Origin of the sequence: Clostridium acetobutylicum ATCC 824, from assembly GCF_000008765.1 — a bacterium.
Classification (GTDB): Bacteria; Bacillota; Clostridia; order Clostridiales; family Clostridiaceae; genus Clostridium_S; species Clostridium_S acetobutylicum.
In genome coordinates this window covers 1,097,574-1,114,814 of sequence record NC_003030.1, presented here as the reverse complement: position 1 = coordinate 1,114,814, position 17,241 = coordinate 1,097,574, and the positions used below count along the sequence as shown (strand labels likewise).

Here is a 17,241-nt window from a genome sequence, read left to right as displayed (position 1 = left end):
AATTAATTTTTATGGCTTGCTTTTTTATTATAATAGTAGTTCTTAACAAAATCTCTCATGGAAATAAATATACTAGTAAAAGTAAACATAAGTATCAACCAATAACTAGGAGCTAAGTACATGGAGTACTGCATAAATATAGAACAAACATCAGTATAAGATATTAAGAGCAATCGAAGCAAATAGCTTAAAAATATCCCAGTTGTAATTAGCCACTCATCAGCTAAAAAGTATTTTTTCTTTCTTATACTTAGTAAAAAGCGCAGTGTAATATACACATAACCTATTTAGACCAATTAAAAACAAATACGGATTCAATTCATAATAAATTAAACTAATTTTATTGCTTATAGCTACCTTTGTTTGTCTTTTAGGTATAACATCCTCTTTATTATAAGCAATATTATTTGTTATATATTCTAACTTTCTTACTTGTTCTTTTGTTCCAATACTCGCTATGTTTTTTTCAAACAAAGGTACAATTGTATTGTTATATTTCCTACTTAATTGAAGTGTCTTAACAAGACTTTCTTCCTCCATATTATAATATTGTCCCATATGAACAGTAGTTTTAATGGTCTGAATAAATGATTTAAGCAGCGGCTTAACATATCTATTATCCCAAGGAGATTCAAACATAAAAATATATCCGCCCCTTGTTTTTAATTTTCCCGACTTTATTGCAGCTTCTATTTCTTCTGAAGATTTCTTGTAAAACTCTTGGCTTGATTTTGCATCTTTAATTCCGTACCACTGAACACTGTCAATGACAGCCCAAGCCAACATTGAGCAAGATGCATTTCCTCCTGGTGTAGTAGCTACAAATGCATGATTTTCTAATGTATTTTTTAGCTTGGAAAAAGTAGGCGATACTTTATAAGCTTTTTCTCTCGTTGACTTTGGTATAGGAACCTGAGCCATCCATTCATCTGGTTGTATTATAGTTAAATCTTTAAATAGCCTAGGCAAATAGCCCCCTGTATACTCATTAGTTATAGCTACACCATAACGTGTATAATTTATTGTGGAAACTACTAATATACTTACTATAAGAAAAATAGGAATGACTGTTAACGCCAAAGCTTTTTTCATTCTAACCTTCATTTCTGAATTTTTATCCAAAAATATAAGTACTAGTGTTACAATTAATGCCATACCAACAAACGGTAAGACCCATGGCGAATCCTCTCTCGCAAGCCAAACGGATGATAAGAAAAATCCTGCAACTATACTGTAGCTTAATAACTTATTAAAAGACTCTTTCCTATTCAAATATATTCCTATAATCAAAGAAAATAAAATTACAATTAAATAACTGTATAAAGAATCTCTGTATACCCTTTGAAAAGTCCAAGAAGCAGTAGCTATCGGATTGAACATTAAAATAGTATAAATTATAGCAAGCGCATTTAAATTTGGTATTACCTTTTTTATAACAATTATAAATGTTAACGAAGCCGCGAAACACATTAAAACATTTGAAATAATAAATGGAATACCTATCTTATGTAATAATTCTAAATAAATAGGGAATGTTACACCTTTTGCAAATATGTATTGATCATAACTTCCAAGCCAATTTCCTGCAATTAGATTAGTAGCATTTTTTATCATCATTCCATCATCATATTGATTATTTCCAAATGCCCAAATTCTTACCCCTGTTGATAAGAATAACCTTATTAATAAAATCAGTAGAATATATATAGAGAAAATCCTTTTTTTCTTATTATGCATTTTTGTATTCATTATTAAGTTCCTTTCAATAAAGCTTTCTAACTAGAAAAGAAAACTCTAAATTTAATTAGAGTTTCTTATAAATAATCATACCTTTTTTTTTTAATGAAAGCAATACTTAACTATTGATCTTGCTGATACAAATATGCTGGTAAATGTAAACATAAGTACAAGCCAATAGCTAGGAGCTAAATACATTGGAAATTTCATAAATATAGAACACACATCTGTATATGATATTAAAAGTAGTCTTAAGAAATAACTTAAAAATAATCCTGTCAAAATAAGTAATTCATCACCAAGAACATATTTTTTCTTTCTTGCATTTAAAATAAAGTTTACTAAAATATACACATATCCTAAAACTCCAACAAAGAAGAAAAATGGATTAACCTTATAATATATATTACTAATTGAATTCATTATATTCAACTTTGTCTGACGCTTTGGAATTTTTTCACCTTTGTAATATGCAAGATTATTTGTTATATATTCAAGTTGTCTAGTCTGACTATCTGTACCAAACGAAGAAATATTTAAATTAGATAAAGGCTTGTTTTCATATTTACTCATATGTATAGTCATTCTTAATGTTTCTCCTAAAGATCTAATAAGGGGTTTTATGTAGCTGTTATTCCAAGGAGATTCAAACATAAAAATGTACCCACCTCTTGTTTTTAGCTTTCCTGACTTTATTGCAGCCTTTATTTCCTCTGAAGATTTTTTATAAAATTCCTGACTCGATCTTGCGTCTTTCAATCCATACCATTGTGTACTATCTATAACTGCCCAGGCCAACATAGAGCATGAAGCATTTCCACCTGGTGTAGTAGCTACAAATGCATGATTTTCCAAAGTATTTTTCAACTTTGCAAAAGTAGGTGAAACTTTATAAGCCTTTTCCCTTGTAGATCTTGGTATAGGTACCTGTGGCATCCACTTGTCTGGTTTTATTATTGTAAGCTCTTTAAACAGTTCAGGCAAATACCCACCTGTATATTCATTTGTCATAAATACTCCATAATGGGTATAATTTATTGTTGAAACAGTTAGTATACTTATGATAAGAAATATAGGAATCACTGTAAGTGAAAGAATTTTCTTTAATCTGATTTTAATTTCTAAATTCTTGTCCAAAAATATTAGTACTGCAGTTACAATAAGAGCCACAGCGACAAATGGAGATACCCAAGGCGAGTCTTCTCTTGCAAGCCAAACAGCTGATAGAAAAAATCCTGCTCCCAAACTAAAACATAGCAATTTACTAGAAGATGTCCTTCGATTTAAATATATAGCTATAATTAAAGAAAATAATATAACTACAAGATAACTGTATATTGAATCCCTATACACTCTTTGAAGTGTCCATGAATCAGATGCTATTGGATTAAACATAAGTACTGTGTAAATTATAGCTAGTGCATTAATATTTGGTATTATTTTTTTAATAACTATTATAAAAGTCAAAGATGCCACAAAGCACATTAGTACATTAGCAAAAATAAACGGAAGTCCTATCATATGTATAATATCTAAATAAAGGGGAAAAGTTATTCCCTTTGCAAATATGTATTGATCATATTTACCTAACCAATTTCCTCCTATCAAATTAGCAGCATTTTTTATCATCATTCCATCATCATATTGATTATCACCAAACGCCCAAACTCTAAGTCCTGTAGCTAAGATTAATCTAAATAATAGAATTAATAAAATATATACAACAAGGCCCTTTTTTTTTAGATTATTTATCTTTATCTTCATATTATAATTCCTTTCAAAAATTCGCATTTCATTTACCATATAATTCCATTTAATTGAGTTAACTCATCCATACTAAAATATTAAAATTATAAACTAATATTATCCCCCCTATATCCTCTAATTTCACTATTAAACTATATTCATTATATAACAAAGGAGTACTTTAAATCCTTCTTAAAGTACCCTTAATTTTATCTAAAATAAAATTGATATAAAATATGTAATTTAATCCTGCTTTATTAACTTCAACTCTTCACTTATTTTTTTGTGAAGAATATCAGATAAGTTCATCTTCTGCTCTTTATCCAAATCTGCAATATTTAACGGTTCTAATATAGACATATTAACCACTCCTGGTCTTAACTTTCCCTTAACATCTTCAAAAAGTCTATATCCACCATCGATTGCGATAGGAACAACTACTGCATTAGCTTTTGTTGCAAGCTTTAAACTACCTTTTTTAAATTCTCCCATATTACTACTTTTACTTCTTGTTCCTTCAGGAAATATTGCCATAGAATATCCCTTCTTTAAATTATCTACTCCTTCATTTATAGCCATAAGCGATTTACGTATATCATTTCTATCAATAAACACGCAATGCATCATTTTCATCCAGCTACTTACAATTTTTATTTTCAAAATTTCTTTTTTAGCTATAAATCCTATTTGTTTATCGATTGTGCCCATTATAGCCAAAAAATCTACATTACTCTGATGATTAGAAATAAATACACATGTATCCTTTGGTATATTTTCCATGCCCTTTACATTCACTTTAACACCAATAACCCTAAGCATTGTTTTTGCCCAATTAAAAATCACTTTATGAACTGCTGCTTCATACTCTTGTTCTGGGGCATTTCTTCTTATATAACTAAGTTTTATCTTGAAAAACGTAGTTCTAATCATATAAAAAACAAAATATATGTATAAAAAAATCCATCGCATAAATATTACCTCTTTTAAAATTTTATAGCCACAAAATAATTGTCAAAAAATAAAATGGCTCCGCGAAAAGGATTCGAACCTTCAACCTATCGGTTAACAGCCGAGTGCTCCACCGTTGAGCTATCGCGGAATAACATTTTACCCGGCAATGACCTACTCTCCCACAGGGCTGCCCCTGCAGTACCATCGGCGCTTTGGTTCTTAACCTTCGTGTTCGGTATGGGAACGGGTGTTACAACCAAGCTATGGTCACCGGATTAATTTATTTAGTTTTTGAAAGCACTTTGTACTTTCAAAATTGCATAGTAATCTTAATATATTTACCTTTATATTGGTCAAGCCCTCGACCTATTAGTATCAGTCAGCTTAAAATGTTACCATTCTTACACCTCTGACCTATCACCTGTTGTTCTTACAGGGGTCTTACTAACTTATGTTATGGGAAATCTAATCTTGAGGTGGGCTTCACGCTTAGATGCCTTCAGCGTTTATCCCTTCCCGACATAGCTACCCAGCCGTGCCTTTGGTAAGACAACTGGTACACCAGAGGTCAGTCCATCCCGGTCCTCTCGTACTAAGGACAGCTCCTCTCAAATTTCCTTCGCCCGCGACGGATAGGGACCGAACTGTCTCACGACGTTCTGAACCCAGCTCGCGTGCCGCTTTAATGGGCGAACAGCCCAACCCTTGGGACCTACTTCAGCCCCAGGATGCGACGAGCCGACATCGAGGTGCCAAACCTCCCCGTCGATGTGGACTCTTGGGGGAGATCAGCCTGTTATCCCCGAGGTAGCTTTTATCCGTTGAGCGATGACCCTCCCACGAGGTGTCACCGGATCACTAAGCCCGACTTTCGTCTCTGCTCCACTTGTTTGTGTCGCAGTCAGGCTCCCTTCTGCCTTTGCACTCTACGCGCGGTTTCCAACCGCGCTGAGGGAACCTTTGGGCGCCTCCGTTACTTTTTAGGAGGCGACCGCCCCAGTCAAACTGCCCTCCTAGCTATGTCCCGTGACCAGTTTCATGGCCTCCGGTTAGAACCCCAGTACTGTCAGGGTGGTATCCCAAAGACGACTCCACAATCCCTGACGGAACTGCTTCCAAGTCTCCCACCTATTCTGTACAGACAATACCGAGATTCAATGCTAAGATACAGTAAAGCTCTACGGGGTCTTTCCGTCCAATCGCGGGTAGCAAGCATCTTCACTTGCACTACAATTTCGCCGGATTTGCTGTTGAGACAGTGCCCAAATCATTACGCCATTCGTGCGGGTCGGAACTTACCCGACAAGGAATTTCGCTACCTTAGGACCGTTATAGTTACGGCCGCCGTTTACTGGGGCTTAAGTTCATGCCTTCGCTTGCGCTAAGCATTCCCCTTAACCTTCCAGCACCGGGCAGGCGTCAGCTCCTATACTTCAGCTTTCGCTTTAGCAGAAACCTGTGTTTTTGATAAACAGTTGCTTGGGCCTATTCTCTGCGACCTACTCTCGTAGGCACCCCTTCTCCCGAAGTTACGGGGTCAATTTGCCGAGTTCCTTAACAGCAATTCTTCCGATGGTCTTAGGATTCTCTCCTCACCTACCTGTGTCGGTTTGCGGTACGGGCACAGAGCTCCTGGATAGAGACTTTTCTTGGCAGCATGAAATCAGATATTTCGGTAGTAAACTACCTCACCATTACACCCCAGACTTAACGAAAGACGGATTTTCCTATCTTTCATCCTCAGTGCTTAGACGTACTTCCAATAACGTACGCATATCCTATCCTCCTGCGTCATCCCATTTCTCATAACGTTACTCTGCGGTATCGGAATATCAACCGATTGTCCATCACCTACGCCTTTCGGCCTCGGCTTAGGTCCCGACTTACCCTGGGCGGACGAACCTTCCCCAGGAAACCTTAGGTTTTCGACCACTAAGATTCTCACTTAGTTCTCGCTACTTATGCCAGCATACTCTCTCCTGTACAGTCCACCGCTCCTTTCGGTACGACTTCAGCCCATACAGGATGCTCCTCTACCACTTGTACGAAGTACAAGTTCACAGCTTCGGTGTTAGATTTTAGCCCCGGACATTTTCGGCGCAGGATCTCTTGACTAGTGAGCTATTACGCACTCTTTTAATGTATGGCTGCTTCTGAGCCAACATCCTAGTTGTCTTAGAAATCCCACATCCTTTACCACTTAATCTATACTTTGGGACCTTAGCTGGTGATCTGGGCTGTTTCCCTTTTGACTACGGATCTTATCATTCGCAGTCTGACTACCATGATTCAAGTATCCAGCATTCGGAGTTTGATAAAGTTCGGTAACTGTTGTCAGCCCCTACCTCATTCAGTGCTCTACCTCCGGTACTCATTCATGGCGCTAGCCCTAAAGCTATTTCGAGGAGAACCAGCTATATCCGAGTTCGATTGGAATTTCTCCCCTATCCACAGCTCATCCCATGGTTTTTCAACACCATTGTGGTTCGGGCCTCCACGGAATTTTACTTCCGCTTCACCCTGGCCATGGATAGGTCACCCGGTTTCGGGTCTACAGCATGCAACTATACGCCCTATTCAGACTTGGTTTCCCTTCGGCTGCGCACCTTAAGTGCTTAACCTTGCTGCATACCGTAACTCGCTGGCTCGTTCTACAAAAAGCACATCATCACACATTAACGTGTTTTGATCGGTTGTGGACACACGGTTTCAGGTTCTATTTCACTCCCCTCCTGGGGTTCTTTTCACCTTTCCCTCACGGTACTTCTTCACTATCGGTCACTAGGTAGTATTTAGCCTTGGGAGGTGGTCCTCCCAGCTTCCCACAAGGTTTCACGTGTCTCGTGGTACTCTGGTACAGATCGGGCTTTTTTCTCTTTTTACCTACAGGACTATTACCTTCTATGGTTTAACTTTCCAGAAATCTTCGGTTAAGATATAAAGCTTTAATGATCTGACCGCAACCCCGGAAACAAGTTTCCGGTTTGGGCTCTTTCCGTTTCGCTCGCCGCTACTAAGGAAATCGATTTTTCTTTCTCTTCCTCCAGGTACTTAGATGTTTCAGTTCCCCGGGTTTACCTCTATATACCTATGAATTCAGTATACAGTTCATGGGGTTACCCATGAGAGTTTCCTCATTCGGAAATCTTCGGTTCACAGGCTATTTGCGCCTACCCGAAGCTTATCGCAGCTTATCACGTCCTTCATCGGCTCCTAGTGCCAAGGCATTCACCATGCGCCCTTTGTAGCTTGACCTTAAGTAAATATATTTAAATTCAAACAACAAAGAATTAACTTTGCCTTGCTTTAGAGTATTACTCTATATTGATTACTATGCAATTTTCAAAGTACAAATTTAGAGAGAATTAAACTCTCAAAATTAAACAGAGAACAAAGAACCTTCATGGAAATTACATTTCCATGTCGACTCCTTAGAAAGGAGGTGATCCAGCCGCAGGTTCTCCTACGGCTACCTTGTTACGACTTCACCCCAATTATCAACCCCACCTTCGACCGCTGGTTCCAAAAGGTTACCTCACGGGCTTCGGGTGTTGCCGACTCTCATGGTGTGACGGGCGGTGTGTACAAGACCCGGGAACGTATTCACCGCGACATTCTGATTCGCGATTACTAGCAACTCCGGCTTCATGTAGGCGAGTTTCAGCCTACAATCCGAACTGGGATGGGGTTTTGAGTTTTGCTCCACCTTGCGGTATTGCATCTTTTTGTCCCCACCATTGTAGCACGTGTGTAGCCCTAGACATAAGGGGCATGATGATTTGACGTCATCCCCACCTTCCTCCCGGTTAACCCGGGCAGTCTCACTAGAGTGCTCAACTAAATGTTAGCAACTAATGATAAGGGTTGCGCTCGTTGCGGGACTTAACCCAACATCTCACGACACGAGCTGACGACAACCATGCACCACCTGTCATCCTGTCCCCGAAGGGACTTCATCCATTACGGACTAATTCAGGAGATGTCAAGTCTAGGTAAGGTTCTTCGCGTTGCTTCGAATTAAACCACATGCTCCGCTGCTTGTGCGGGTCCCCGTCAATTCCTTTGAGTTTTAATCTTGCGACCGTACTTCCCAGGCGGAATACTTATTGTGTTAACTGCGGCACAGAAGGAGTCGATACCTCCTACACCTAGTATTCATCGTTTACGGCGTGGACTACCAGGGTATCTAATCCTGTTTGCTCCCCACGCTTTCATGCCTCAGCGTCAGTTACAGTCCAGAAGGCCGCCTTCGCCACTGGTATTCTTCCTAATCTCTACGCATTTCACCGCTACACTAGGAATTCTGCCTTCCTCTCCTGCACTCCAGACATCCAGTTTGAAATGCAGCCCCCAAGTTAAGCCCGGGGATTTCACATCTCACTTAAATATCCGCCTACACATCCTTTACGCCCAGTAAATCCGGACAACGCTTGCCACCTACGTATTACCGCGGCTGCTGGCACGTAGTTAGCCGTGGCTTCCTCCTATGGTACCGTCATTATCGTCCCATAAGACAGAGTTTTACGATCCGAAGACCTTCATCACTCACGCGGCGTTGCTGCATCAGGGTTTCCCCCATTGTGCAATATTCCCCACTGCTGCCTCCCGTAGGAGTCTGGACCGTGTCTCAGTTCCAATGTGGCCGATCACCCTCTCAGGTCGGCTACGCATCGAAGCCTTGGTGAGCCGTTACCTCACCAACAAGCTAATGCGCCGCGGGTCCATCTCATAGCGAATAAATCCTTTGGCTCAAGAATCATGCGATTCTCGAGTATTATGCGGTATTAATCTTCCTTTCGAAAGGCTATTCCCCACTATGAGGTAGGTTACCCACGTGTTACTCACCCGTCCGCCGCTGGGAACCGAAGTTCCCCGCTCGACTTGCATGTGTTAAGCACGCCGCCAGCGTTCGTCCTGAGCCAGGATCAAACTCTCAATTTAAAAGTTTGATTAGATACGTCCAAATCTCTATAGACTATGATGGTCAATTTCGTGTAATACTTCATCAATGAAGCTCACTATAGATTACTATTAGTTTTCTTCATTTCTTCGTCTTACACAAAACCCCTCATCATTATCAATATGAGGTTCTTCTGAATCCTTTATACAGATGCTAATCTGTATTCCTTTAGCTCATCGCTAAATTTATTTAAATAGAATAAATTCTATTCAAAAGAATTGCTGGTTCTTTAATTCTCTGTTTAATTTTCAAAGTTCAATTGTTTGCTGCACTAGACAGCTTATATATATTATCATTTTGAAGAAACTTTGTCAACACATTTCTAAAAACTTTTTTATTTTTAAAAATTACAAACTTCAATCAACGAATAATATCATACCACATTTATTCATATTGTCAATAAAAATTTATGCATGAATTATAATGCATTTTTAACGCAATAAGAATTCATGCATAAAACAATAATTCTAAAGATTATATATATGATTTAATTCATCTGTGCATTTCTTATCATACTTACCATTTATATAATCTTTTGCAGTCTCATGAAGTTCCACATAAAATTTTTCTCTATCACTTACTTTATTTTCTTCAACTAATCTATCTGTAGGATTATCTCTCATAATAATATTCCATTCATCCATGTCAAGATAATCTTTATAGCGGTTATACTCACCTTTTTCTACTCTTTCAAAGTATTCTCCATCATAAAATAAAATCACCTCTCCTTCTGAAACCATAATTTTTCTTACAAAACTGCATATAGGAAATTTTAACTTATCTGATACCACTATTACCATAAGTTTTCCCTTTTCCTTAACTAACTTTACACATCGTATTCTATCCATTCCTATAATATTTTTTATCCATTTATTCTCTTTAATAATATCTTCTATAATCTCTGAATAGTTCATTTATTAAAACTCCCCTTTTCTTTAATTATAAAATTATTATTATCCTTTATTTAATATCTATACAGTACAATACTAAATAGAATTTTGTTATTAAATAATAATGGAGAAGCTAATTAAAGCTTCTCCTTAACCACTACTATATTAAAATCAACTTATCACTTTAGTAAATCCTAACACTAAAACAATTATACCAATAGCTAACCTATATACAGCAAATATTCTCATTGGTTTCTTTTTTAAGAAACTTATAAATCTGTCAACTACGACTAATGCTACTATAAAAGCTACTATAAATCCTACAGCCAGTCCTAATATTTGAACACTTGAGAGTACTACGCTATTTTTAATTAAAAACAATAGAGATGCTCCTAACATCATTGGAATTGCAAGAAAAAAAGAAAACTCGGCTCCTGCAACTGTCGCTACACCAACTATCCAAGCTCCTATTATTGTTGATGCTGATCTTGACATTCCAGGCCATAAAGCTAGACATTGAAAACATCCTATTACAATTGCCTGCTTAATAGTTATTTCATCTACACTTTTTATTTTTGCTCTTTTTCGATATTTATTTTCGGCAAAAATCATCCATACCGCACCTACCATAAGAGCAGCAGCAACTGGTGCGGGGAAAAACAGTAGCTTATCTATCTTCTTTTGAAAAGGCAAACCTATTACTATAGCCGGTATACATGCCACAACTATATTAGTCCAAAATTTAAATCCAGGCATTGTATTATAACCTTTTACAAAAAATTCTCCTACTACCCCAATACCTGATTTTTCGTGTTCTTTCATAGATGGAAATAAGTTTGATGGCTTAAGTGCAGAAAATATTTTATCCCAATACAAAACCACTATTGCAAGTATAGCACCAAGCTGTATTATTATTTCGAACATATGTATGTATTCTGCACCATATAAAGATACCGGCTTCGCCCCTTCTTTAAATCCTATTATACTTCCTAAGATTATCATATGTCCTGTTGAGGATACAGGTAAAAATTCAGTTACTCCCTCGATTATTCCCTCTAAGATAATTTTAAATATAAATATTAAATTTGTATACATTATACGTCTCCTTTCAGCAACCAATTTGCAAAAGTACACAGACTAATTATACTATTTAAATTATCTTATTAAAATAGGATTTTATATTTTTAACAAATTATTATAGTTAACTTCCTTAAAATTATGCGTATATTGATGTAAATATTAAAATTATGTATTATAATATTAGACATTGGAGGTGTTCAAAATTAATATAAGAAGTTTTTTCAGCATAATTATTTCTAAAATGATAATAGGAATATCCAGTAGACTTTTTAAAGGTGGAACAAATTTTCCCGGCAGAGTAGCCTTAAAGATAGATAAGAATATTCTTTCTACGGTAACCAAAAATTACAATATAGTATTTATAACGGGAACCAACGGAAAAACTACTACCACTAATTTAATCTACAGCATACTAAAATCAAGTGGCAAAGAGGTAATAACAAACAATACAGGCGCAAATCTAAAGCCAGGAATAACTTCGTGTTTCATAAAAAACTTTAAATTTAGTGATTCAAAAGAAAAATATGCAGTAATAGAAATTGATGAGGCTAATTTGAAATTTTTAACAGAATATACAAAACCAAAGGCTATAATTATAACTAACCTTTTTAGAGATCAACTTGATAGATATGGAGAAGTTTACACTACTCTATTAAAAATAATGGAAGGAGTTAATAAGGCTCCCGAAGCAACATTAATATTAAACGGTGACGAATCCCTTCTCGGAAACTTAGATGTACCTAATAAAATTATGTACTACGGCTTTGACTGTCCTATTAACGAAGAAAACAAAATAAGTATAAATGCAGATGCTAAGTTCTGTAACAAATGCAAACATCCTTATGAATATGAATTTATAACTTATAATCATTTAGGAAAGTTCTTCTGCAGTAACTGTGGATACAAAAGACCTAATTTAGATTATTATATTGATAGTGTAAAAGCTCTTGATCCTTCTGGTTCCTCAATATCTATAAATGGTACAGACTTTTATTTAAATCAACCTGGTGTATATAATATATATAATGCACTATGCGCTTACTCTGTAGCAAAATTTTTAGGTATAGAGGACGATACTATATTTGATTCTCTAAAGAATTCAAAAAGTAGTTTTGGAAGACAAGAAACCATAGATATAGCCGGAAAAAATGTTAAAATAATTTTAGTAAAAAATCCTGCCGGATACGATGAAGCTATCAAAACTATATCTCTTGATAAAAGAGAATTAAGCTTAGCCGTTTTATTAAATGACAATTATGCTGACGGAAGAGATGTATCTTGGATATGGGATGTAGATTTTGAAAAACTAAGCAATTTAAATATAAATAAGGTTATGGTTTCGGGTATTAGACTCTACGATATGGCTATACGCCTAAAAGTTGCCGGTCTTAATAATGATAACTTTGAACTTGAAAATAACTTTGAAGAATTACTTAATAGTATGAAGAATTGTGATGGTGAAATAATTTATGTACTTGCTACATATACTGCAATGATAGACCTTAGGAAATTCCTTTATTCTAAAGGCTTTATAAAAAAACTTTGGTAATTGGTGGTGAAAGTATTGGAACTAAATATATGTCATTTATATCCCGATTTATTAAATGTGTATGGTGATATTGGCAATATAAGAATATTAAAATATAGGGCTGAAAAAAGAGGCATTAAAGTAAATATATCAAATGTATCATTAAAAGATAACTTTGATAAAGATGCTTATGATATCGCCTTCTTTGGTGGGGGACAGGACTATGAACAATCAATAGTTTCTGAGGACCTTACAAATACAAAAAAAGAATCAATAAGGGACTATATAAACAGTGAAAAAGTATTTATCGCTATTTGCGGAGGCTACCAACTTTTAGGAAAGTATTACACTACACCTGAAGGAGAAAAGCTTTCTGGGTTAGATATATTAAATATATACACAGAGCCTGGAGATAAAAGATTTATAGGAAATACTGTTATAAAAAATGAGCTTTTTAACGAAACTTATGTTGGTTTTGAAAATCATTCTGGAAGAACATACATAAATGATTTAAAACCTTTTGGAAAAACCATTGTTGGATATGGAAATAACGGAAGCGATGGATATGAAGGTTGCATCTATAAAAATACTTATTGTACATATTTCCATGGTTCACTACTCTCCAAAAATCCCGAGCTTGCTGATAGATTTATAAAAACAGCCCTAGAATTAAAATACAAAAAAGAAATTATATTAGACCCAATAGATGATTCTCTTGAATTTAAGGCAAAAGAATTTGTGATTAACAGAGAAACAAATACTAAATAATTTTTAAATGAGGTGACTTTTATAAAGTATCAACTATATAAAAGTCACCCAATTTTATTTATCTATTTTTTGTTTTTTATTCATAACACCCATACGTATTAATTCCTTTCTTTCCTTTTCACTTATATTGTCAAAAGTTTTGAATTTATAGTCTTTTTCCTTTAAATACTTTGCAATTTCACTAATAGACTCAACTGTAGTTTTTTTATAATATGAGTCATGCATCAATATAACAATAATTTTCTGATCCTTACATTGTTTTTTTACATTACTAATTATTTTTTCTCTCGAAACATAATGAGCCTCTGCATCACCCGAACATACATTCCAGTCTACATAATTCATATTCCTTTTTAGTATGCCTTTTCTTATACTGCTAACAACATATTTATTATATCTACTATATGATCCACCTGGCATTCTTACATATTTCAATTCTTTTTTATTTTTCTTAACCTTATTTATGAATCCTATACACTTATCTAAATCGTCATTATAATTATCTAAACTTTTATATATAGATAATTTATGCGTATAACTGTGTGGCATTATGCACATTTTATTTTTAACAAGTTCCTCCATAGCCTTTGTATGCTCTTCTCCCTTTTCACCTACTATAAAAAAGGTTGCCTTTATCTTATTTTTATTTAGTTCATTAATTATTTTAACTGTATTATTAGGTGTTGGGCCATCATCAAAAGTCAAAAAAGCAATTTTCTCTTCTTTCTTGCCTAAAATCCCCTTACTTTCTGCTTTCGCATTAATGGGAAGTAATAAAAAGATTAATATAAAAATCAAATATTTTTCTTTTGCCTTTTTCATTTATTAACATCTCCATATATATTGTTTTCCTTTTTAGTATTGCTTTTTAGAAAAAAAAAATAGAAGGTAATATAATCCTTACCTTCTATTTGTCATTTCTTAAAATAAATTTATTTTTTTACTATTGTAAGCTTCGAATCAGAGCCCTCTATTTTCAAGATGTCACCCTCTGAAATCTCTCCTGATATAAACATTTTAGCTATATGAGTTTCAATAGTATTCTCTATATATCTCTTCAATGGTCTTGCACCATAAACAGGATCATATCCTTCTTCTGCTATGATTTTTTTAGCTTCCTCAGCAATATCAATCTTTATATTTTTTTCTTTAAGCTTTGATTTTATATTTTCAAGGAATATATCAATTATTTTTCCTATTTCATTAATGGATAGTGGCTTAAACATAATTATATCATCAAGTCTATTTAAAAATTCAGGCTTAAATCTACCCTTTAATTCATTCATGACTTTATCTTTAGTTTCCTCATCAACATTTGATACCCCCTTATTATTAAGAAGGTGCTCACTGCCTATATTGGAGGTCATTATAATTATGGAATTTTTAAAATCAATTGTATTGCCCTTATTATCTGTAAGTCTTCCATCATCAAATATTTGAAGGAATATATTGAATACATCACTATGTGCCTTTTCTATTTCATCAAATAGTATTACACTATATGGTTTTCTTCTAACAGCTTCTGTAAGCTGTCCTCCTTCTTCATATCCTACATATCCTGGAGGTGATCCTATAAGCCTTGACACGGAATACTTTTCCATGTACTCTGACATATCAATTCTTATTATATTATCTTCACTATCAAACATAACTCTTGCTAAGGTTTTGGCGAGTTCTGTTTTTCCAACTCCTGTTGGACCCAAGAATATAAATGAGCCTATAGGTTTACTCATATCTTTAAGCCCTGCTCTTGCTCTAATAACAGCATCCGCAACTGATTTAACAGCTTCAGTTTGACCTACTACTCTTTTTTCAAGCTCATCTGAAAGTCTCATTAACTTATTTCTTTCACCTTCAACCAATTTTGAAACAGGTATTCCAGTCCATTTTGAAACTATATTAGAAACTTGTTCTTCTGTTACTTCTTCTTTAAGCATTGCATTTTGCCCATTTTGTTTTATCAGATTTTCTTTTTCTTCAATTTCATGTTCAAGCTTTGGCACCTCACCATATTTAAGTTCTGCTGCCTTATTCAAGTCATATTCTCTTTCCGCTTTTTCAATCTGACCTCTTATTTCATCTAATTTTGTTTTAAGTTCCTTTATACCTTGTATTTGAGCTTTTTCTTTGTCGTATTTAGCTGTCATTGCTTTATCTTTATCTTTTAAATCACTAAGTTCTTTTTGTATGGATTCAAGCCTTTCACGAGAAAATTTATCACTTTCCTTACTTAAAGCCTCTTTTTCTATCTCCATTTGAAATATTTTTCTTTTCAGCATATCCAATTCAGTTGGCATACTATCTATTTCCATTCTTACCATTGCCCCAGCTTCATCAATTAAGTCTATTGCTTTATCTGGCAAAAACCTTCCTGTTATATATCTATCAGACAACTTTGCAGCTGCAACTATTGCATTATCATGTATTCTAACTCCATGGTGTATTTCAAATCTTTCTTTCAGTCCTCTAAGTATTGATATAGCATCATCAACTGTAGGTTCATCTATCTGAACCTTTTGGAATCTTCTTTCAAGAGCCTTGTCTTTTTCTATATACTTTCTGTACTCATCAAAGGTTGTAGCCCCTATACAGTGAAGTTCTCCCCTAGCAAGCATTGGTTTTATTATATTTCCAGCATCCATTGCGCCTTCTGTTTTTCCAGCCCCAACTATAGTATGAATTTCATCTATAAAGAGAATTATCTTCCCTTCACTTCTCTCAACTTCCTTCAATACAGCTTTAAGTCTCTCCTCAAATTCACCTCTGTATTTTGCACCAGCAACCAATGATCCCATATCAAGAGAAAATATTATTTTGTTTTTTAACCCCTCTGGGACATCTCCTCTTACAATTCTCTCTGCAAGTCCCTCTACTATAGCAGTTTTACCAACTCCTGGTTCACCAATTAGCACTGGGTTATTTTTGGTTCTTCGTGATAGTATTCTTATAACTCTTCTTATTTCTTCGTCTCTACCTATAACTGGATCTAATTTGTGTTTTTTTGCATCTTTAACAAGATCTCTTCCATATTTATTTAGCGCATCATAAGTACCCTCAGGATCTGAAGTATCAACTCTTTGGTTTCCCCTTACTTCCCTGAGTGCTTTTAAAAATTCTTTTTTAGAAATATTGTTTTTATCTAAAATGCTCTTTATTGCTCCACTATCTATGTCCATTAATGCAAGCATAACATGCTCTACACTTATATATAAATCTTTAAAATCTCTTGATATTTTTTCTCCCCTTACAAATACCTCTTCAAATCTTCTTGTAGCATAAATAGAAGCATTTTGTGCACCTTCTCCAAGTACTTTAGGCATTCTATCAAGTTCAGCTTCTGTATCTCTTTTAACAGTCTCCACATCAGCACCCATTTTGCCTAATATGTTTGGTATAAGTCCATCTTCTTGGGATATAATTGCCATAAAAAGGTGGATTGTATCAATTTGTTGATGATTATACCTTACAGCTATAGTTTGACAATCATTTATAGCTTGCTGAACTTTTAATGTTAATTTATCAACATCCATACTTTCACTTCCCTTTTAACATAATTCATAATTTTATATAAAATTACATGA

At 34.9% G+C, this 17,241-nt stretch carries 9 protein-coding genes, 1 tRNA gene and 3 rRNA genes; 2 read left to right on the top strand and 11 right to left on the bottom strand.

Going from position 1 to position 17,241, the window contains the following annotated elements; translation table 11 throughout:
• Window positions 1-219 precede the first annotated feature (219 nt).
• The 9 genes from CA_RS05155 to CA_RS05115 form a co-directional block, all read right to left on the bottom strand.
• A complete protein-coding gene (locus CA_RS05155) occupies window positions 220-1,749 on the bottom strand; it encodes a hypothetical protein (RefSeq protein ID WP_010964285.1) in 1,530 nt (509 codons plus the stop codon).
• A 90-nt stretch (window positions 1,750-1,839) separates the two neighbouring features.
• The gene (locus tag CA_RS05150) at window positions 1,840-3,501 is read right to left on the bottom strand and encodes a hypothetical protein (protein ID WP_241393172.1); all 1,662 of its coding nucleotides are present in this window, start codon (window positions 3,499-3,501) and stop codon (window positions 1,840-1,842) included.
• A 225-nt stretch (window positions 3,502-3,726) separates the two neighbouring features.
• The gene (locus CA_RS05145; RefSeq protein WP_010964283.1) at window positions 3,727-4,452 is read right to left on the bottom strand and encodes a lysophospholipid acyltransferase family protein; all 726 of its coding nucleotides are present in this window, start codon (window positions 4,450-4,452) and stop codon (window positions 3,727-3,729) included.
• 55 nt (window positions 4,453-4,507) lie between these two features.
• Window positions 4,508-4,582 (bottom strand) — tRNA-Asn (locus CA_RS05140).
• 10 nt (window positions 4,583-4,592) lie between these two features.
• Window positions 4,593-4,709, bottom strand: a 5S ribosomal RNA gene (gene rrf, locus CA_RS05135).
• Between the two features lie 74 nt (window positions 4,710-4,783).
• Window positions 4,784-7,689, bottom strand: a 23S ribosomal RNA gene (locus CA_RS05130).
• Between the two features lie 180 nt (window positions 7,690-7,869).
• Window positions 7,870-9,375: ribosomal RNA gene (locus CA_RS05125) — 16S ribosomal RNA — on the bottom strand.
• The 16S, 23S and 5S rRNA genes sit together here with 1 tRNA gene alongside, the layout of an rRNA operon.
• Window positions 9,376-9,861: 486 nt before the next feature.
• Window positions 9,862-10,308: a hypothetical protein gene (locus CA_RS05120; RefSeq protein WP_010964282.1), complete on the bottom strand. Its 447-nt coding sequence runs from the start codon at window positions 10,306-10,308 to the stop codon at window positions 9,862-9,864.
• A 147-nt stretch (window positions 10,309-10,455) separates the two neighbouring features.
• Window positions 10,456-11,379, bottom strand: a complete 924-nt coding sequence (locus CA_RS05115) for an undecaprenyl-diphosphate phosphatase (protein ID WP_010964281.1) — start codon at window positions 11,377-11,379, stop codon at window positions 10,456-10,458.
• 178 nt (window positions 11,380-11,557) lie between these two features.
• On the opposite strand from CA_RS05115, the gene CA_RS05110 reads away from it, so the two are divergent.
• Both CA_RS05110 and CA_RS05105 read left to right on the top strand, forming a co-directional pair.
• Window positions 11,558-12,913, top strand: a complete 1,356-nt coding sequence (locus tag CA_RS05110; RefSeq protein WP_014518882.1) for a Mur ligase family protein — start codon at window positions 11,558-11,560, stop codon at window positions 12,911-12,913.
• A gap of 15 nt (window positions 12,914-12,928) precedes the next feature.
• The gene (locus tag CA_RS05105; RefSeq protein WP_010964279.1) at window positions 12,929-13,660 is read left to right on the top strand and encodes a type 1 glutamine amidotransferase; all 732 of its coding nucleotides are present in this window, start codon (window positions 12,929-12,931) and stop codon (window positions 13,658-13,660) included.
• Between the two features lie 54 nt (window positions 13,661-13,714).
• Here CA_RS05105 and CA_RS05100 read toward each other — a convergent pair whose 3' ends face one another.
• Window positions 13,715-14,482, bottom strand: a complete 768-nt coding sequence (locus CA_RS05100) for a polysaccharide deacetylase family protein (protein WP_010964278.1) — start codon at window positions 14,480-14,482, stop codon at window positions 13,715-13,717.
• 110 nt (window positions 14,483-14,592) lie between these two features.
• The gene (gene clpB, locus CA_RS05095; RefSeq protein ID WP_010964277.1) at window positions 14,593-17,190 is read right to left on the bottom strand and encodes an ATP-dependent chaperone ClpB; all 2,598 of its coding nucleotides are present in this window, start codon (window positions 17,188-17,190) and stop codon (window positions 14,593-14,595) included.
• Between the last annotated feature and the right edge of the window lie 51 nt (window positions 17,191-17,241).